The 22,413-nt window shown below is 73.3% G+C and carries 1 protein-coding gene; it reads left to right on the top strand.

The features are described from left to right. Positions 1-336 precede the first annotated feature (336 nt). The gene (locus tag CKW34_RS13310) at positions 337-22,392 is read left to right on the top strand and encodes a non-ribosomal peptide synthetase (protein ID WP_059384168.1); all 22,056 of its coding nucleotides are present in this window, start codon (positions 337-339) and stop codon (positions 22,390-22,392) included. Positions 22,393-22,413 lie beyond the last annotated feature (21 nt).

Genomic DNA, 22,413 nt, shown 5'->3' on the forward strand with positions numbered 1-22,413 from the left:
CCCGACGGTCGGGAAAACGTTATCGAAACGCGATTGATCGCCTGCGGGGGAACGATTTCCGAGGTCACCCGCGGTTCCGCACCGCTGCCGCGACGGTAGAGGGGCGACCTGTGGGGCGCAGCGGCGGGCGGTGCTGCGGTCGTCGCCGCAATCCGGTCGTACCGGTCGTACAGGTGGTCTAGCTTGTTGTGTGGCCCCGGTCACACGGGGTCACACGATCGAACGGGGGTCCGATCGCGGCGCCGCACGCCCAGCGCGGCACCGGGATCGGCTCCTGCACGCGATGTCGGGGGACACACGCCGATCACGGCCAACAACATCGCTTTCGGAGGGGATATGTCGCTGCGACACCGTCGTCCGCAGATACCGGCCGGCGCTTTCCCGCTGTCGTCTGCGCAACGGGCCATCTGGTTCGCGCAGCAGCTCGCGCCCGAGGTACCCGTGTGCATCGCGCAGTATGTGGATCTGCGCGGCGCCCCGGATCTGGATCTGCTGCGACGCTGCGGATATCGCGCCGGCGCCGAGTTCCAGTCCGCCTATCTGCGGGTCGTCGACATCGACGGTGAACCCGTCCAGTACGTCGACCCCACCGTCGAGGACCGCAACGAGATCCCGCTGCTCGACTTCCGCGGCGAACCCGACCCGATGGCCGCGGCGCACGAGTGGATGACCGCCGACTACGCCACCCCGGTGGACCTGGCGAACGACCTGCTGGTGAACATGACGATCCTGCAGGTCGCCGACGACCGGTTCCTCTGGTACGCCCGCATCCACCACGTCGCCCTCGACGGATTCGCGGCGATGACCATGGTCAACCGCATCGCCGCCCTCTACACCGCGGAGATCGAAGGCCGCGAGCCGGAACCGTCGAAAGCCGCCGACCTGCGCGCCCTGTACGACTGGGACCGCGAGTACCGCACCTCCGAGCGCTACCGCACCGACCGCGACTACTGGATCGAGCGGGTCGCCGGACTCGAGGACGGCTCGACCCTGGCGCAACGCGACGCCCCCACCGCGGCGGTGTCGCTGCTGTCGAGCCACACCCTCCCCGACGACCTCGTCGACGCGCTGACCGCGGTCGACGACGAACCGGGACTGTCGTCGACGGCGGCGGTCATCGCGGCGTTCGCGTGCTATCTGGCGCGGATGACCGGCCGCGACGACGTGATGATCAACCTGCCGGTCTTCGCCCGCACCACCGCCATGGCCCGCCGCTCCGGCGGCATGCTCGTCAACACCGCGCCGCTGCACATCTCCGTCGACCCGGACGACACCCGCACCGACCTGGTGCGGCGGGTGCAGCTCGAACTCACCGGGGCGCTGCGCCACCAGCGATTCAGCCTCGAGGACATCCGCCGCGAGACCGGCGCCGCCGGCGCCCCGTACCGCTATGCCGGGCCGATGGTCAACGTCATGCTGTTCCGGCAGGAGATCGTGCTCGGCGACATCCGCGGCGAGTTCCACATCATGACCTCCGGTCCCGTCGAGGACCTGCTGGTCAACATCTATCAGAGCGGCGACCCGGCCCGGACCTTCCTCGACTTCCGCGGCAACCCCCACCGCTACGACGAGGACGAACTGCGCGCCCACCACGACCGGTTCGTCGACCTGCTCGACGATTTCCTGCGCAGCGCCCCCGACCGCGCGGTCGCCGCGATCCATCCGGCCAGCGTGACCCTGGGCGAGCAGCGCCGCCGCGCCGCCGCCGACGCCGGTTTCTGGCGGCAGCAGCTCGCCGACGCCCCCGAACGACTCGAACTGCCCCGCCCCGTCACCGCCCCCGCCGACGACACCCCCATCGACGTCGAGGACCGCCTGGCGGTCACGGCCGCGGCGCTCGCCGCGCGTTTCGCCACCACCGAGGGCGGCGCCCCGGACACCACCGTCGCCGCCGTGCTGCACGCCGCCACGGCGGCGCTCACCGCCCGGCTGACCGGTCACGACGACGTCCTCGTCGGCGTGGCCCGCGACGGGCGGGTGCTGCCGCTGCGCGTCGAGGTGGACCCGGCCGAGCCCTTCGCCGAGCTGGTGCGGCGCGTGCGCACCCTCGGCGCCGATCTCGCCGACCACGCCGAGGTCGACCCGGCCGTGCTCGCCGGCCTCGCCCCCGCCTGCCCGGTGGTGCTCGCCCTCGACGACCCGACCCCCGCCCCCGCGGACGCGGTGCTGCGCGTGACGATCGACACCACCGGCACCGCCCTGCAGGTCCGCACCGGCTACCGGCCCGACCGGGTGGACGCGCACACCGCCACCACCACCGGCCGGCGACTCGGCCGCGCCCTGACCGCGGTGCTCACCGACCCGCACCTGCCCATCGGGGATCTGCCGTTCGTCGGCAGCGACGAGGTCGCCGGGCTGGTCCCGGCGCACGGCGACCCGGCCCGCTCCGCGCAGACCCTGCCGGAGATCCTGTGCGCGGTCGCCGCGGTGGTGCCGGACACCGAGGCGGTGGTGTGCGAGGACCGGCGTATGACCTACGGCGAACTCGACGCCTGGTCCAGTCGGCTCGCCCGCGTCCTCATCGACGCCGGCGCCGGACCGGAGACGTTCGTCGCCGTCGGCATCGCCCGTTCCCTCGAATCGGTGGCGGTGATCTGGGCGGTCGCCAAGTCCGGGGCCGCCTTCGTGCCCGTCGACCCGAAGTATCCGGCCGAACGCATCGAGTACATGCTCACCGACTCCGGGGCGATCCTGGGCCTGACCACCGCCGCGCACCGCGACGAGCTGCCCGACACGGTGCCCTGGCTCGTCCTCGACGATCCCGAGCTCGACGCGCGGATCGCGCAGGCCGGTGATGAGCCGGTCACCGACGACGACCGGCCGGGCACGCTGCTGTTCGACCATCCCGCCTACCTGATCTACACCTCCGGCTCCACCGGCCGCCCCAAGGGCGTGGTGGTGCCGCACCGCGGCCTGGCGAACCTGTCGGCGACCCTGCACACCCGCCTGGCCCCACCCCCGGCGGCGCGGGTGTCGCACTTCTCCTCGCCGAGCTTCGACGCGTCGATCTTCGAGTACATGACCGCCTTCGGCATCGGTGCGACCCTCGTGGTGGTGCCCGCCCACATCTACGGCGGCGACGAACTGGCGGCGCTGCTGCGCCGCGAACGGGTCACCCACCTGTTCTCCACCCCGGCGGCGCTGGCGTCGGTGGACCCGACCGGCGTCGAATGCGAGGCGGTCACCGTCGCGGGCGAGGCGTGCCCGCCGGAACTGGTGGCGCGCTGGGCACCCGGGCGGCGGATGTACAACGCGTACGGGCCGACCGAGACCACCATCGTCTGCAACATCACCGACATGCTGGTGCCGGGGGAGACCGTCACCATCGGCCACCCGGTGTGCGGCATCGACGAGCTGATCCTCGACGGGCGGCTGCATCCGGTGCCGGTCGGGGTCGCCGGGGAGCTGTACATCGCCGGGCCGGGCGTCACCCGCGGCTATCACGACCGGCCCGGCCTGACCGCGACCCGTTTCGTCGCCGACCCCTTCGGCCCGCCCGGCTCGCGCATGTACCGCACCGGCGACGTCACCCGCTGGCGGGTCCGCGACCCGCACCGTCCCGCCCGCTCGGTGAGCGTCGAGTATCTCGGTCGCTCCGACTTCCAGGTCAAGATCCGCGGGTTCCGCATCGAACTCGGCGAGATCGACGCCGCCCTGAGCGACCGCCCGGAGGTCGCCTTCGCCGTCACCCTGGGCCGCGCCGCGCCCTCCGGGGAACAGATGCTCGTGTCCTACGTGCTGCCCGACGCCGGTTGCACCCTCGACCCGGAGCAGCTGTCCGCGGCGCTGGCGGCGCGGCTGCCCGCCCACATGGTGCCCGCCGCGATCATGGTGCTCGACGAGATCCCGCTGACCGCCGTCGGCAAACTCGACCGCAAGGCACTGCCCGAACCGGTCTTCGCCGGCGCCGGTGGGGCCGCGGCGATGTCGCCCACCGAGACCGCGCTGGCCGCGATCTTCGCCGACCAGCTCGGCGTCGCCGAGGTCGGCGCCGACGACAGCTTCTTCGAGCTCGGCGGCAACTCGCTGGTCGCCACCCGGGTGATCTCCCGCATCAACGACGCCTTCGGCACCGATCTGGGGGTGCGGTCACTGTTCGAGGCCCCCACCGTGCGGGCGCTGGCGGCGAACCTGCCCGCCGGCGACGACATCGACCGGCCCGCCCCGGCGCCGGTGCTGCCACGCCCGGACCGCATCCCGGTCTCCGCCGCCCAGCAGCGGCTGTGGTTCGTCGACCAGCTCGACCCGTCCTCGGCCGCCTACAACATCCCGATCGCGCTGCGGCTGCGCGGCGCCCTCGACCACGCGGCACTGGTCGCGGCGACACGCGATGTGCTCGACCGGCACGAGGCGCTGCGCACCGTCTACCCGGCCACCCCGGCCGGGCCGATCCAGCAGGTGCTGCCCGTCGACGCCCTCGCCCTGGATCCGACCCCCACCGCCACCGCCGATCTCGACGCGGACGTCGCCGCGGTCGTCGCGGCCGGTTTCGACGTCACCGTCGACCCGCCGCTGCGGATGCGGCTGTTCCGCGTCGCCGTCGACGAGCACGTGCTCGCCGTGGTGGTGCACCACATCGCCGCCGACGGCGCGTCGCTGGCGCCGCTGTCCCGGGATCTGGTCACCGCCTACGCCGCCCGCGCCGCGGGCACCGCCCCGGACTGGGCGCCGCTGCCGCTGCAGTACGCCGACTACACCCTGTGGTTCGCGGAGCTGCTCGGCGACGTCGACGACCCGACCTCCCGCGCCGCCCGGCAACTCGACTACTGGCGCGAGATCCTCACCGGCGCCCCCGACCTGCTGGCGCTGCCCACCGACCGGCCGCGCCCACCGCAGCAGTCCTTCCGCGGCGCGAGCGTCGACGTCGAGATCACCCCGGAGCTGTACGGGCGGATCCGGCAGCTCGCCCACGCCCACACCGCCACCGAGTTCATGGTCGTGCACGCCGCCCTGGCGGTGCTGCTCGCCCGCCTGTCCGGCGGCGACGACATCGTCGTCGGCACCCCCGTCGCCGGGCGCAGCCACCGCCACCTCGACGACCTGGTCGGCATGTTCGTCAACACCGTCGCGCTGCGCACCGCCGTACCCGCCGACCTGTCCTTCGCCGACTTCCTCGCCGCGGTGCGCGACACCGACCTGGCGGCCTTCGCGCACACCGACCTGCCGTTCGACCGGCTCGTCGACGCCGTGGTGCCCGCCCGCTCGGCGGCCTACTCGCCGCTGTTCCAGGTGATGCTCGCCTTCGCCGACACCACCGGCGCGCACCTGACCCTGCCCGGCCTGGACGTCGACATCGCCGAAATCGACACGCACACCACCAAATTCGACCTGCATCTGCAGCTCGGCGCGGTCGCCGACGCCGACGGCCGCACCCACGCCCTGCGCGGCGCGTTGTCCTACGCCACCGACCTGTTCGATCCCGCCACCGCCGCCGCGATCGGGCAGCGCCTCGTGCGGCTGCTCGAGACGGTCACCGCGGATCCGGCGGTGCCGGTCGGCGACGTGGAGCTGCTCACCGCCGACGAACGCCGCACCGTCCTCGACACGTGGAACGCCACCACCGCCGACACCGGCCCCGCCACCACCCTCGGGGAACTGTTCGCCGCGCAGGTCGCCGCGACCCCGCACGCCCCGGCCGTCACCGTCGACGGCCGCACCCTCGGCTACGCCGAATTCGACGCGGTCACCAACCGGCTCGCGCGGCGGCTGCTGCGCGCCGGCGCCGGACCGGACCGGGTGATCGCCCTCGCCGCGCCGCGGTCGCTGGATCTGCTCGTCGGCATGTACGCGATCGTCAAGAGCGGTGCCGCCTACCTGCCGCTGGATCCGGAGCATCCCGCCGAGCGGCTGCGCTACGTCCTCGACACCGCCGCCCCGCGCGCGGTGCTCACCACCAGCGACGTCGCCGACGCCCTGCCCGACACCGGCGCCGAGGTGCTGCGCATCGACCGGCTCGACCTCGACGACGAATCCCCCGCGGCGCTCACCTCGGCGGATCGGCCGGAGCCGACCGGCGCGCATCTCGCCTACGTGATCTTCACCTCCGGCTCCACCGGCCGCCCCAAGGGCGTGGCGGTGCCGCACGCCGCGATCGTCAACCGGTTGCGCTGGATGCAGCACACCTATCCGCTGACCGCCGACGACACGGTGGTGCAGAAGACCCCCGCCACCTTCGACGTGTCGGTGTGGGAGTTCTTCTGGCCGCTGCAGGTCGGGGCACGCCTCGCCGTCGCCGCCCCCGGCGGGCACCGCGATCCCGGTTATCTGCTGCGGCTGTTCGCCGAGGAGCGGGTCACCGTGGCGCATTTCGTGCCGTCGATGCTCGCGGTGTTCGTCGACGCCCTGCACGGCCGCGACCGGGAACCGCTCGCGCTGCGGCACGTGTTCGCGTCGGGGGAGGCGCTGCCCGCCGAGACCGCCGCCGCGCTGCGCGAGGCCCTGCCGCGCACCGCCCTGCACAATCTGTACGGGCCCACCGAGGCCGCGGTGGACGTCACCGCCTGGACCACCACCGACACCGACCACGGATCGGTGCCCATCGGGCGCCCGGTGTGGAACACCCGCACCTACGTGCTCGACGCGCGGCTGCATCCGGTGCCCGCCGGCGCCGCCGGCGAACTGTATCTGGCCGGGATCCAGCTCGCCCGCGGCTATCTCGACCGCCCGGGCCTGAGCGCCGACCGGTTCGTCGCCGACCCGTTCGGGGCGCCGGGGGAGCGGATGTACCGCACCGGGGACCTGGCCACCCGCCGCGCCGACGGCGCCCTGATGTACCTGGGGCGCACCGACTTCCAGGTCAAGATCCGTGGTCTGCGCATCGAGCTCGGGGAGATCGAGCAGGTGCTGCGCGGCCGCGACGAGATCGGGCAGGCGGTGGTGCTCGTCCACCACGGCGCCGACGACCGGCTCACCGGCTATCTCGTGCCCACCCCGGGCCGCAGCATCGACACCGCCGCGGTCACCGCCGATCTCGCCGCGCAGCTGCCGGACTACATGGTGCCCACCGCCCTCGTCGTCCTCGACGCGCTGCCGGTCGGCCCCAACGGCAAACTCGACCGCAAGGCGCTGCCCGCCCCACCGGCGCCGACCGCCGCCGCCGGCTATCGGGCGCCGCGCACCCCCACCGAACAGCTCGTCGCCACCGTCTTCGCCGACCTGCTCGGCGTCGACCGGGTCGGCGCCGACGATCACTTCCTCGACCTCGGCGGCACCTCCCTGCTCGCGATGCGCGCCGCCGCCCGGCTCGCCGCGGACACCGGCGGGGAGCTCGGCATCCGGGAGATCTTCGACCATCCGGTCGTCGCCGATCTCGCCGCGCACCTCGACCAGCCCGACCGTGCCGGCGCCGGGCGCGGCACCCCGGTGGCCGGGCCGCGCCCCGACCCGGTCCCGCTGTCCCCGGCGCAGCAGCGGATGTGGTTCATCAACCAGTTCGACACCACCTCCCCGGCCTACAACATCGCCGTCGCCCTGCGCCTGACCGGCCGGCTCGACCAGGCGGCGCTGCAACACGCCATCGGCGACGTCGTCGCCCGGCACGAATCGCTGCGCACCCGCTATCCGCTCACCGACGACGGGCCCGTTCAGGTCGTGGTGCCCGCCGGCGCCGCCGTCCCCGACCTGGCGGTGCTCACCGTCGACGACGGCACCGACCTCGACACCGAACTCAGCCCGATCCTCACGGCCGGATTCGATGTGGCCACCGAGATCCCCATCCGCATCCGGGTGCTCGCCCTGACCGAGGACGAGCACGTGCTCGTCCTCGTCGCCCACCACATCGCCGCCGACGGCTTCTCCATGGGGCCGCTGGCCCGCGACGTCATCACCGCCTACAGCGCCCGCCACGCCGGGCAGGCCCCGCAGTGGACGCCGCTGCCGGTGCAGTACGTCGACTACACCCTCTGGCAGCACCGGGTGCTCGGCGACGACACCGACCCCGATTCCCTGGCCGCCGAACAGCTCCGGTTCTGGCGCGAGGCCCTCGCCGGCGCCCCGGAACTGCTCGAACTGCCCTTGGATCGGCCCCGCCCGGTGCAGCCGTCGCGGCGCGGCGCCCGCATCCCGTTCACCCTCGACGCCGCCGCGCACCGCCGGCTGCTCGACATCGCCCGCGCCCACGACGCCTCGGTGTTCATGCTGGTGCACGCCGCGCTGACGGTGCTGCTCGCCCGCCTGTCCGGCAGCGACGACATCGTCGTCGGCACCCCCGTCGCCGGTCGCGGCCACCGCGCCCTCGACGACCTGGTCGGCATGTTCGTCAACACCGTGGTGCTGCGCGCCCGGGTCGACGACGACGAACCGTTCACCGCGCTGCTCGACCGCATCCGCACCGGCGACCTGACCGCCTTCGGGCACACCGATGTGCCCTTCGAACGGCTCGTCGAGGTCCTCGACCCGCCCCGCTCGACCGCCTACACCCCACTGTTCCAGGTGCTGCTCGAATTCCAGGACACCGAACGCCCCGAGATCGAGCTGCCCGACCTGTCGGTGCGGGTGATCGACCTCGACCCGATGCTGGCGCTGTTCGACCTGCAGCTGTCCATCGCCGAGACCACCGACGCCGACGGCCCCGCCGGCATCCGCGCGTCGTTCACCTACGCCACCGACCTGTTCGACGCCGCCACCGTCGCCTCGTTCGCCGACCGGTTCGTGCGCATCGTCGAGGCGATCACCGACACCCCCGACATCGCGGTCGGCAACATCGACATCGTCACCGACCGGGAACTGGCCGACCTGACCCCGGCGCGGGGCCTGCCACCGGTCTCACCGCAACTGTGGCCGGAACTGCTCACCTCGATCGCCGCGATCCTGCCCGACGCCGTCGCCCTGCGCTTCGCCGACCGGCAGGTCACCTACGCCGAACTCGACGCCTGGTCCACCCGCGTGGCGCGACTGCTCATCGACGAATACCGCCTCGGCCCGGAAACCGTCGTCGCGCTCGCGCTGACCCGCTCGCTCGAATCGGTCGCGGTGGTGTGGGCGGTCACCAAGACCGGCGCGGCGTTCGTGCCCGTCGACCCCGCCTACCCACCGGAGCGGGTGAGCTACATGCTCACCGACAGCGCCGCCGCCCTCGGCATCACCACCGCCGCGCACCGCGACACGCTGCCCGCCGAGGTGCCGTGGCTGGTGCTCGACGATGCTGCCGTCGCCGCCCGGATCGCCGCGACGAGCGACGCGCCGATCACCGACGCCGACCGCACCGCCCCGCTGCACTTCGACCACCCGGCCTACCTGATCTACACCTCCGGCTCCACCGGCCGCCCCAAGGGCGTGGTGGTCACCCACCGCGGCATGACCAACCTCAACGCCGAGGTGCGCAGCCACTTCACCATCACCCACCAGGCCCGCGTCTCGCACCTGGCGTCGCCGAGCTTCGACGCGTCGATCTTCGAGTTCACCAAGGCGTTCTGCGCCGGCGCCACCCTGGTGATCGTGCCGCCGGACATCTACGGCGGCGACGAACTCGCCCGGCTGCTGCGCGAGGAGAAGGTCACCCACGCCTTCATCACCCCCACCGCGCTCGCCTCCCTCGACCCCACCGGACTCGACGACCTCGAGGTCCTCGTCGTCGCCGGTGAAGCCTGCCCACCGGAACTGGTGGCGCGCTGGGCGCCGGGACGCCGCATGTTCAACGGCTACGGCCCGTCCGAGGCCACCATCGAGACCAGCGTCAGCCCGCAACTGCTGCCCGGGCACACCGTCACCATCGGCGGCCCCGCCGTCGGCTTCCACCAGACCGTCCTCGACGACCGGCTGCGGCCCGTCCCCGTCGGGGTGGCCGGCGAGCTGTACATCGCCGGGCCGGGCGTGGCCCGCGGCTACCATCGCCGCCCCGACCTGACCGCCGCCCGGTTCGTCGCGGACCCCTACGGCACCCCCGGCGAACGCATGTACCGCACCGGAGACGTGGTGCGCTGGCGGCACGACGGCACCGTCGAATATCTCGGCCGCTCCGACTTCCAGGTCAAGGTGCGCGGCTTCCGCATCGAACTCGGCGAGATCGACGCCGCCCTCACCGCCCACGACGCGGTCGCCTTCGCCCACACCATCGGGCACACCGCACCCAGCGGCGACACCGTGCTCGTGTCCTACGTGCTGCCCGACACCACCGACACCACCGCCACGCAGATCGATCCGCGGGCACTGCGCGCCTGGGCCGCGGCCCGGCTGCCCGGCCACATGGTGCCCGCCGCGGTGGTGGTGCTCGACGAGCTGCCGCTGACCCCGGTCGGCAAACTCGACCGCCGCGCCCTGCCGGTACCGGACCTGACCCGGCTCGGCGGCGACTACCGTCCCCCGAGCACCGACCTCGAGGCCACCGTCGCCGAGATCGTCGCCGAGGTCCTCGGCCACCCGCAGGTCTCCGTCGACGACAACTTCTTCGACCTCGGCGGCAACTCGCTGATCGCCACCCGCGTCGTCGCTCGCCTCAACGCCGCGCTCGGCACCGACGCCGGGGTCCGCGCCCTGTTCGAAGCCCCCACGGTGCGGGCGCTCGCCGCGCGCATCCTCGACGACCACGGTGGGCACGGACGAGTGCCGCTGGTCGCCGCCGACCGGCCCGAACGGTTGCCGCTGTCCCCGGCGCAGCAACGCATGTGGTTCGTCAACCAGTTCGACACCACCTCCGCCGCCTACAACATTCCGCTCGCCATCCGCCTGTCCGGCCGCCTCGACGTCGCGGCACTGACCGGAGCGGTGCGCGACGTACTCGACCGGCACGAGAGCCTGCGCACCTGGTATCCCGGCGACGAACAGGGCCCGCGCCAGGTCGTCGTCGACACCGACCGGGTGCTGCCGGCGCTCACGGCGCAGCCGGTCACCGCCGACGACCTGCCCACCGAACTCGCCGACTTCGTCGGTGCCGGTTTCGACGTGGCCGCGGCGGTGCCGGTGCGGCTACGACTGTGGCACCTGGACGACCACACCCATGTCCTGGCGGTGGTGGTGCACCACATCGCCGCGGACGGCTCGTCGATGGCGCCGCTGGCCCGCGACCTGATGCTCGCCTACACCGCCCGCACCGGCGGGACCGACCCGGACTGGGCGCCGCTGCCGGTGCAGTACGCCGACTACGCACTGTGGCAGCGCCGGCTGCTCGGCGACCCGGACGACCCGACCTCCCTCGCCGCCGCGCAGCTGCGGTTCTGGCGCGACACCCTCGCCGACGCCCCCGAACTGCTGCCGCTGCCCACCGACCGGCCGCGCCCCACCCAGCGCAGCTTCCACGGCGCCCTGCACCGCTTCACCGTGCCCGCCGATGTGCAGCGGCGCCTCGAGGCGCTGGCCGCCGAGCACGACACCACCATGTTCATGGCGGTGCACGCGGCGTTCGCGGCGCTGCTGGCCCGCCTGACCGGCACATCCGACATCGTCATCGGCTCCCCGGTCGCCGGTCGCGGCCACCGCGCCCTCGACGACCTGGTCGGCATGTTCGTCAACACCGTGGTGCTGCGCACCCCCGTCGACGGGGCCCTGTCGTTCACCGACCACCTGCACCGCACCCGCGAGATCGACCTCGCGGCCTTCGGGCACACCGAGCTGCCCTTCGAAACCCTCGTCGACGTGCTCGCCCCGACCCGCGAGACCGACCGGTCCCCGCTGTTCCAGGTGGTCCTCGAATACGGCAACACCGAACGGGCCCACCTGCAGCTGCCCGAACTCGAGGTCGACGCCCTCGACCCCGAACTGCCCGTCGCCAAGTTCGACCTGCAACTGACCCTGCAGGACCCCGACCCGGCCGGGGCGGGGGAGAGCGGCGGAATGCCCGCGGCGTTCACCTACGCCACCGACCTGTTCGATCCCGACACCGTCGCCTCCTTCGCGCAACGGCTGGTGCGGCTGCTCGACGCGGTCACCGCCGACCCGCACCGCCCCATCGGCGACGTCGACCTGCTCACCGACGACGAACGCCCCGCCACCCCGGCACCGCTGCGCCCGGCCACGGCGAGCGTGCTCGGCTCCGCCTCGGCATCGCTGCTCGATCTGTACGCCCGCGGCGCCGGACTCGACCCGTCGGCGATCGCGGTCACCGCCCCCGACGGGACGCTGCGCTACGACGAACTCACCGACCGGGTGCAGCGCCTGGCCCGGCTGCTCGTCGAGCACGGCGCCGGACCCGAGCGGCTCGTCGCCGTCGCCCTGCCGCGCGGCACCGACCTGATCGTCGCGCTGCTCGCCGTGCTGCACAGCGGCGCCGCCTATCTGCCCATCGACGTGGCGTTCCCCCCGGACCGGCTCGCGTACATGTTCGACGACGCGGCCCCGGTGTGCCTGCTCACCACCGCCGACCACGCCACCGCCCTGCCCCCGCACACCCCACCGATCGTGGACCTGCACGACCCGGCCGTACGCACCCGCCTCGACGAGATGCCCAGCGGCAGTGACGGATTGCCACACGTGCACCCGGAGGCAGCGGCATACGTCATCTACACCTCCGGCTCCACCGGCCGCCCCAAGGGCGTGATGGTGCCGCACCGCACCGTCGTCACCCTGCTCACCGACACCACCGACATGTTCGGCTTCGACGCCTCCGACGTGTGGACACTGTTCCACTCCTACGCCTTCGACTTCTCGGTGTGGGAACTGTGGGGCGCCCTCGCCCACGGCGGCCGGCTCGTCGTCGTCGACTACCACACCGCCCGCAACCCGCAGGAATTCCTGGCCCTGCTGCGCCGCGAACGGGTCACCGTGCTCAACCAGACCCCGACGGCCTTCTACCAGCTCATCGACGCCGACCGCGCCGCCGGCACCGACCTGCCGGCGCTGCGCCGGGTGATCTTCGGTGGGGAAGCCCTCGACTTCGGGCAGCTCGACCGCTGGTACCGGCGCCACGACGACACCGCCCCGACGCTGGTGAACATGTACGGCATCACCGAGACCACCGTGCACGTCACCGCCCGCACCATCACCCGCGAACTCGCCGCCACCGCCGCGGCGAGCCTGATCGGCCCGCCGTTGCCGTCGCTGCGCCTGCACATCCTCGACAGCCGGCTGCATCCGGTGCCCACCGGGGTGATCGGCGAACTGTACGTCTCCGGCGCCCAACTCTCCCGCGGCTACCTGCACCGCCCCGATCTGACCGCCACCCGATTCGTCGCCGACCCGCACGGCGCCCCCGGCGACCGGCTCTACCGCACCGGGGACCTGGCACGACGCACCCGCGACGGCGAGATCGAATATCTCGGCCGCGCCGACTTCCAGGTGCAGCTGCGCGGTTTCCGCATCGAACTCGGCGAGATCGAAGCGGCACTGCTGCGCGCCCCCGGTGTCGGCCGCGCCGTGGTCGTCGTCCACACCGACGACGCTTCGGAGACCGAACGTCTCGTCGGCTACGTGGTGCCCGAGACCGGCCACGATCTCGACGTCGACGTGGTGCTCGACCATGCCGCCGGGGAACTCGCCGCGTACATGCTGCCGTCCACCCTCATGGTGCTCGACACGCTGCCGGTCACCGCCACCGGCAAACTCGACCGGCGCGCGCTGCCCACCCCCGACTTCGCCGCCCGCACCACCGTCTCCCGCGCCCCCGCGCGCGGCCCCGAAGCGGTGCTGGTGGAACTGTTCGCGCAGGTCCTCGGCCTGCCGACGGTGGGGGTGGACGATTCGTTCTTCGCCCTCGGCGGCGATTCGATCATGTCCATCCAGCTCGTCTCCCGCGCCAAGGCCGCCGGCCTGGACCTGACCCCGCGCGAGGTGTTCGAACACAAGACCCCCGCCGCGCTCGCCGCCGTCGTCGGCACCGCCACCCCCGCCGAAACCCTCACCGAACTGCCCGGCGGCGGCGTCGGGGACATGCCGCTACCGCCGATCGCGCACTGGATGCTCGACCGCGGCGGCAGCATCGGCCGCTACTCGCAGGCACTGCTGCTGCGCCTGCCCACCGGACTGGACGCGACCACACTGCGAGCGATCGTCAACGCCGTCCTCGACCGGCACGACATGCTGCGCGTGCACCTGCTCGCGGCGCCGGACGCCCCCGGCGGCCACGTGCTGCACGTACCCGCCCCGGGCAGCGTCGACGTCGATACCGTCATCCACCGGGTGCCGGTCACCAGCGCCGCCGACAGCGACGACTTCTTCGCCCTGGCCGCCACCGAACTCGACGCCGCCGCCGACCGACTCGACCCGCACAGCGGGCGGGTGGTGCAGCTGGTGTGGTTCGACGCCACCAGCGGCGCCGGCCGGTTGCTCATCGTCATCCACCATCTCGCCGTCGACGGAGTGTCCTGGCGCATCCTCGTCCCCGACCTGGCCGCCGCGTGGGCCGCCGCCACGGCCGGCAGTGCTGCCGGCAGGGGTGCGTTGCTGCCCCCGCACACCGGCACCAGCGTGCGCCGCTGGGCCCACGCCCTGCGCGACGCCGCCCCCGAGCGCCGCACCGAACTCGACTTCTGGCGCAGCGTGCTCGACGGACCGAACCCGCCCCTCGGGCACCGCCCCTTCGACCCGGTCCGCGACACCAACGCCACCATCACCACCGTCGCCACCGAACTGCCCACCTCCGTCACCGAGGCGCTGCTCACCGCCGTGCCCAACGCCTTCCACGGCGCCGTCGACCACGGCCTGCTCACCGCACTCGCCCTCGCGGTGGCGGCGTGGCGCCGCGACCGCGGCCACCACCCGGCCCCGCTGCTGCTCAACCTCGAAGGGCACGGCCGCGACAGCACCGCCGCCGCCGGCGCCGACCTGTCCGGCACCGTCGGCTGGTTCACCACCATCCACCCGCTGCGCCTGGACCTGACCGACATCGACCTCGACGACGCGCTCGCCGCCGGCCCGGCCGCCGGTCGCGCCGTCAAGACCGTCAAGGAACACCTCGCCGCCGTCCCCGACCACGGCACCGGCTACGGGCTGCTGCGCTATCTCGACCCCGACACCGCCACCGAACTCGCGAACGCACCGACGCCGCAGGTCAGCTTCAACTATCTCGGCCGCCCCACCGCCGGGGTCACCGACACCGACACCCCCTGGCTGCCCATCGACGGCTTCCCCCGCGGCGGGGCACAGAGCCCGGACATGCCCGCCGCCGCGGTGCTCGACATCAACGCCGTCACCGCCGACACCCCCACCGGGCCGGTACTCAAGGTGCACTGGTCGTATCCGGCCGGGCTGCTCGACGACACCGACGTCACCGCCCTGGCGAACCACTTCGCCACCGCCGCCACCGCACTGACCCGGCACACCCGCAGCCCGCACGCCGGTGGCCTGACCCCCTCGGATCTGCCGCTGGTGCGACTGCACCAGGACGTCATCGAACGCCTCGAGCAACGCTACGGGCGCCTGGACACCGTGTGGCCGACCGCGCCGCTGCAGACCGGGCTGCTCTTCCACGCCCTGCTCGCCGGGGACCGCCCCGACGCCTACATCGTGCAACTCGTCCTCGACCTGCGCGGCGAGGTCGACGCGAGCCGGATGCGCCGCTCCCTGCAACTGCTGCTCGACCGGCATCCCGCGCTGCGCGCGGCGTTCCCCGCCGCCGGCGACGGACACGTCCAGGTCATCCCCACCCACGTGGAGGTGCCGTTCACCGTCGCCGACACCAGCGACGACCCCGACCCGGACGACGCCGCCGCGCAACTGCTCGCCCTCGATCGACGCACCCGCTTCGACACCGAGACCGCGCCGCTGCTGCGCGCGACCGTCGTGCACACCGGCCCGGGCCGGCACCTGCTGGCGTTGACGAACCATCACCTGCTGCTCGACGGCTGGTCCACCCCGGTGCTGATCCGGGAACTGCTGATGCTCTACGCCACCGACGCGGACCAGCGGGCACTGCCCCCGGCGCCGCACTACGGCAGCTACCTCACCTGGCTCGCCGACCGCGACCCGCAGGCCTCCCTCGACGCCTACCGCCGCGCCCTCGCCGGGGTGGACGAACCGACCCTGCTCGCCCCGCAGCACCGCCCCGGCACCACCGCCGGGATCTCCGAGGACCTCGACCTCGACCTCGACACCACCCTGTCGGTACGGCTGCACGACACCGCCACCGCCCGCGGCGTCACCGTCAACACCCTCGTGCAGACCGCCTGGGGTGTGGTGCTCGGCGCCCTCACCGGCCGCACCGACGTGGTGTTCGGGGCGACCGTCTCCGGGCGGCCACCGCAGATCCCCGGCATCGAGGCAATGGTCGGGTTGTTCATCAACACCGTCCCGGTGCGCATCACCGTGCGGCCCGACGACACCGTCGGTGCGCTCGTCGACCGGGTGCAGGCCGAACAGGTCGCCCTGCTCGATCACCACCATCTCGACCTGGGCACCCTCGACCGGCACCTCGGGGCCGCCGTGCGATTCGACACCCTCACCGTCTTCGAGTCGTATCCGGTCGAACGCGCCGGTCTCGACCGCGACACCGACCTCGGCGGCATGCGCGTCGCCGACATCACCGGCCGCGACGCCGCGCACTACCCGCTGTCGGTGGTCGTGCACACCGACACCGCGGTGCACCTGCGCATGAAATACCTGCCGGAGGTCTTCGACCGCGACGCCGTCGCCGCGATCGCCGCGCGCATCACCGCCGTACTCGACGCACTCACCGGCGACCCGGCCGCCCCGATCACCGCACTGCCGGCACTCACCGCCACCGAGCAGGACGCCCTGCTGCCGGTGCACGGCCCGGCCGGGGGCAGCGAGAGCACCCTGCCGCAACTGCTCGCCGCGACCGCCGCCGCACACCCGGATCGGCCGGCCCTGCGCGAGGGGGAGCGAGTGCTCACCTACCGCGAACTCGACGAACGCTCCACCCGGCTGGCGCGGGTGCTGCTGCGCCGCGGCGCCGGACCGGAGACCTTCGTCGCCCTCGGCATCGCCCGCTCCGTCGAGTCGGTGACCGCGATGTGGGCGATCACCAAGACCGGGGCGGCGTTCGTGCCCGTCGACCCGCGCTATCCCGCCGAACGCGTCGCATTCATGCTCGACGACTGCGGCGCCACCGTCGGCCTGACCACCACCGCACACCGCGACCGGCTCCCGGACACGGTGCCGTGGCTGCTGCTCGACGACCTCGACCGCGACGCCGCGGGCGAGGACACCACCACGATCGAGGACACCGACCGCCCCGTCGCGCTGCGGCTCGATCACCCCGCCTACCTGATCTACACCTCCGGCTCGACCGGCCGCCCCAAGGGTGTGATCACCACCCACCGCAGCCTGGAGAACTTCGCCCGCGATCAGCGCGGCCGCTTCCGTGCCGGTCCCGGCGCGCGGGTCATGCACGTCTCGTCGCCCAGCTTCGACGCGTCGATCTTCGAATACCTCCTGGCGTTCGGGTCCGGCGCCGAACTGGTGATCGTGCCCCCGCACATCGTCGGCGGCGCCGAACTCGGCGCGCTGCTGCGCGAGCAGCGGGTCACCCACGGGTTCATCACCCCCGCCGCGCTCGCCTCCCTCGACCCGGCGGATCTGACCGACCTCACCGATCTCGCGGTCGGTGGGGAGGCGTGGCCGGCGGACCTGCAGGCCACCTGGGCGCCCGGCCGGCGTCTCGTCGACGCGTACGGGCCCACCGAGACCACCATCATGGCCGCGATCAGCGACCCCCTGGGCGTCGACGACCCACTCACCCTCGGCGGTCCGCTGCGCGGGGTGCACGCCGTCGTCCTCGACACCGCGCTGCGACCCGTGCCGTTCGGTGCCGTCGGTGAGCTGTACCTGGCCGGCTGGGGTCTGGCCCGCGGCTACCACGCCCGTCCCGCGCTGACCGCCGCCCGGTTCGTCGCCGACCCCTACGGCGCCCCCGGCGAACGCATGTACCGCACCGGGGATCTGGTGCGCTGGGTCGGTGACCTCGACCGGCGGGATCTGCGCATCGAATACGTCGGCCGCAGCGACTTCCAGATCAAGATCCGCGGTTTCCGCGTCGAACTCGGCGAGATCGACGCCGTGCTCGCCGCCCACCCGGCCGTCGGGTTCGCCGCCACCGTCGCGCACCGCGCCCCGAGCGGGGAGACGGTCCTCGTCGCCCACCTGCACCCGGCGCCCGGCGCCGACATCGACCCCGTCGCGGTGAAAACGCATGTGGCCGAGCGTCTTCCGGCGCACATGGTGCCCACGGTGATCAATGTGCTCGACGAGATCCCGCTGACCCCGGTCGGCAAACTCGACCGCGCCGCTCTGCCGGCCCCGGAGCTGACCTCCGGCACCGGCGACCGGCCGGCACCCACCGACCCGCTCGAGTCCCTCGTCGCCGACGAACTCGCCGAGATCCTCGGCCTCGACCGGCTCGGCGTCGACGACAACTTCTTCGACCTCGGCGGCAACTCGCTGCTCGCCACCCGCGCCGTCGCCCGCCTCGGCGACCGGCTCGGCCGACCCGTGCCGGTACGCGCCCTGTTCGAAGCCCCCACCGTCGCCGCGCTCGCCGCGCACCTCGACGACCGGCCCACCACCGAGATCGAGGAACCCGCCGCCGACACCACCTCCGGCCCGGTCGCCGCACCGCGCCCCGAGCACATCCCGCTCTCCCCGGCGCAGCAGCGACTGTGGTTCATCAACCAGTTCGACCCGACCTCCGCCGCCTACAACATCCCCCTGGCGATCCGGTTGTCCGGGCATCTGTCCCCGGCCGCGCTCGGCGCCGCCCTGCACGACGTGCTGGCCCGGCACGAGAGCCTGCGCACCGTCTACCCGGCCTCGGCGGCCGGACCGCACCAGCGGATCCTCGCCGCCGCCGACGCCCCGCTGCCGCTGGACGTGGTACCCGCCGGGGAGGACACCGTGCACACCGCCATCGCCGACTTCCTCGGCGCCGGATTCGACGTCACCGTCGACATCCCGGTGCGGGCACGGGTGTTCTCCTTCGGCCGCGACGACCATCTCGCCGTGCTGGTCGTGCACCACATCGCCGCCGACGGCGGCTCCACCGGCCCGCTCGCCCGCGACCTGATGATCGCCTACGCCGCCCGCAGCCGCGGGGAGACCCCGGCGTTCGGGCCGCTGCCGGTGCAGTACGCCGACTACACCCTGTGGCAACTCGACCGGCTCGGCGACCCGGACGACCCCGGCACCCTCGCCGCCGACCAGACCGCCTACTGGCAGCAGCGCCTCGCGGGGCTGCCGGAGGTGCTGCCGCTGCCCACCGACCGGCCGCGACCGCCGCAGCAGTCCTTCCGCGGCGACATCACCCGCTTCACCGTCGACGCCGATCTGCTCGCCCGGCTGCAGCAACTCGCCGCCGCACGGCGCAGCACCGTGTTCATGACCGTGCACGCGGCGTTCGCGGTGCTCCTCGCCCGCCTGTCGGGCAGCGACGACATCGCCGTCGGCTCCCCGATCGCCGGTCGCGGACACCGCGCCCTCGACGATCTGGTGGGCATGTTCGTCAACACCGTCGTGCTGCGCACCGCGGTGCCCGCCGAGCAGTCGTTCACCGACCTGCTCGCCGCCGTCACCGACAACGACCTCGACGCCTTCGCCCACGCCGACCTGCCCTTCGACCGGGTCGTCGACGCACTCGCCCCGACCCGCTCGACCGCGCACTCGCCGCTGTTCCAGGTCTCGATCGAATTCCACACCGCCGAGCTGCCCGCGGTGGAGCTGCCGCACCTGAGTGTGCAGGGCGTCGCCCTCGACCCGACGGTGTGCAACTTCGACCTCGAACTGCTCGTCGGGGAGAACGCCGAGGGTGGTCTCGACGCCGCCTTCGTCTACGCCACCGACCTGTTCGACGCCGAGACGGTGCGTGGCTTCGCCGACCGGTTCGCCCGGCTGCTGCACGCGATCGCCGCCGACCCGCACCGCCCCGTCGGTGACCTCGACCTGCTCACCGCCGCCGAACACACCGCGCTGGTGCCCGCGATCGGACCGGAGGCCGAACCGGCGGTGCTGTGGCCGCAGCTGCTCGACACCGCTGTTGCCGCCGCCCCGGATGCCGTCGCGGTCGTCGACGGCGACCGGCAGCTCACCTACCGCGAGCTCGACGCCCGCGCGCACCGGCTCGCGCGTCACCTGCTCGACCGCGGCGCCGGACCCGAACAGGTGATCGCCCTGGCGATCCCGCGCTCGCTCGAGTCGGTCACCACGGTGTGGGCGACGGTGCGCAGCGGCGCGGCGTTCGTCCCGGTCGACCCCACCTATCCGGCCGACCGCATCGCGTTCATGCTCGACGACAGCGCCGCGCGCATCGGCATCACCGTCGCCGCGCACCGCGCCGCGCTGCCCGACGAGGTGGACTGGCTCGTCCTCGACGAGATCGACCTCACCGACGGGCCGGTCGCAGCGATCGACGACACGGACCGGCCGACGGTGCTGCGCCCGGATCATCCGGCCTACCTGATCTACACCTCCGGCTCCACCGGCCGCCCCAAGGGTGTGGCGGTCACCCACCGCGGCCTGGCCTCCCTCGCCCGCGAGGAACGCGAGCGGCTGCAGGTCACCGCCGCAGCCCGGGTGTCGCATCTGGCGTCACCGAGCTTCGACGCGTCGATCTTCGAGCAGATGATGGCCCTGTGCGCGGCGGCGACGCTGGTGATCGTGCCGCCGCACGTCTACGGCGGCGACGAGCTCGCCGCGGTGCTGCGCGCGCAGCGCGTCAGCCACGCCTTCATCACCCCCACCGCGCTGGCCTCGCTCGACCCGGACACCGTCCCCGAGCTGCACACCCTGCTCGTCGCCGGCGAAGCGCTGCCACCGGAGCTGGTGGCGCGCTGGGCGCCGTCGCGGCGGGTGATCGACGCCTACGGTCCCACCGAGGCGACGATCATGACCTCCCTCGGCGACCCGCTCACCGTCGGCGAACCCGTCACCATCGGCACCCCCAGCCGCGGTTTCCGCGCCCTGGTCCTCGACGGGCGGCTCCAGCCCGTGCCCGTGGGGGTGGCCGGGGAACTGTATGTCGCCGGGCCGGGTCTGGCCCGCGGCTACCACGACCGGCCCGCGCTGACCGCCGCCCGGTTCGTGCCCGACCCCACCGGCACGGGGGAGCGGATGTACCGCACCGGTGATCTGGTGCGCTGGACCGCCGATCATCGCCTCGACTACGTCGGCCGCACCGACTTCCAGGTCAAGATCCGCGGCTTCCGCGTCGAACTCGGCGAGATCGACGCCGCACTGACCGCCCACCCGCAGGTGGTCTTCGCCCACACCCTCGGCCACACCGCCCCGTCCGGGCAGGCGGTGCCGGTGTCCTACATCCGTCTCGCCCCCGATACCGACATCACCGCCGCCGAGGTGAAAACGTTCGTCGCGCAGCATCTTCCGCCGCACATGGTGCCGGCGGTGATCACCGTGCTCGACGACATCCCGCTCACCCCGGCCGGCAAACTCGACCGCGCCGCGCTGCCCGCCCCGGACTTCACCGCCCCGGCCGGGGACTACCGGGCGCCGCGCACCGACCTCGAAAAGCTCGTCACCGACCTGTTCGCCGAGCATCTCGGCCTCGACCGGGTCGGCGTCGACGACGACTTCTTCGACCTCGGCGGCACCTCGCTGCTGGCGACCCGGTTGCTACCGGCGCTCGGGGAACGACTCGGGCGGCGCGTGCCGATCGCGTCGATCTTCACCCACCCCACCCCGGCAGACCTCGCCGCACACCTGAGCAGCGGCGACCCCGAGGCGGACAACGGCATCGACGAGGCGTTCCGGGTGCTCGTGCCGCTGCGCCCCGGTACCGGCACCGCACTGTTCTGCATCCATCCCGCCGCCGGGCTGGCCTGGCCGTACAGCACCCTCGCGCACCGCCTCGACGACGACCGGCCGGTCTACGGCCTGCAGTTGCCGGCGCTGTCCGGTGGTCCGCGGCACGACACCATCACCGCGCTGGCCCGCCACTACGTGCGGGAGATCCGCCGGGTGCAGCCGCACGGCCCGTATCACCTGCTGGGCTGGTCGCTCGGCGGGGTGGTCGCGCACGCCGTCGCCGTCGAACTGCGCCGCGCCGGGGAGATCGTCGACACCCTCGCCCTGCTCGACAGCCACCTCGTGGTCGGGGCGTCCCCGGCCGTCGGCACCCGCGACATGCTGCGCGATCTCGGTCTCCCTGTCGACGACGGCGAGCCGAGCTTCGAACACGCCGCCGCGGTGCTCGACGAGGCGTTCGGCGGCGGCACCGGATTGACCGCCGCCCACCTCGAACGGCTGCACGCCGGCTCGACCGACACCGCCCGCGCCGCGCGGCGGCACGAACCGGACACCTTCGACGGGGACGCGTTGTTCTTCACCGCGGCCCGCTCGGAGGCCCCGGTCCCGGCGGTGGCGGCCTGGCACAACGTGATCGCCGGCGAGATCCACCAGTACCGGCTCGACTGCGATCACCACGAGATGGTGAGCGCCCGGGCGGTGGAGACGATCGTCGCGGTGCTCTCGGCGCGGCTGACCGAGAGCGACGCGGCGCTGCGCCGGTGGGGACGGGTCGCGGTGCAGGTCGCCGGGCGTAACGGGGACCGCCGGAACTGACCTCGGCGCATCCGTTCACCG

It is taken from the genome of Rhodococcus rhodochrous, assembly GCF_900187265.1.
Taxonomy (GTDB): Bacteria; Actinomycetota; Actinomycetes; order Mycobacteriales; family Mycobacteriaceae; genus Rhodococcus; species Rhodococcus rhodochrous.

What these genes read in the sequence shown, in the direction of transcription:
- CKW34_RS13310 (WP_059384168.1), top strand. Translation starts at nt 337, where the DNA reads ATGTCGCTGCGACACCGTCGTCCGCAGATACCGGCCGGCGCTTTCCCG.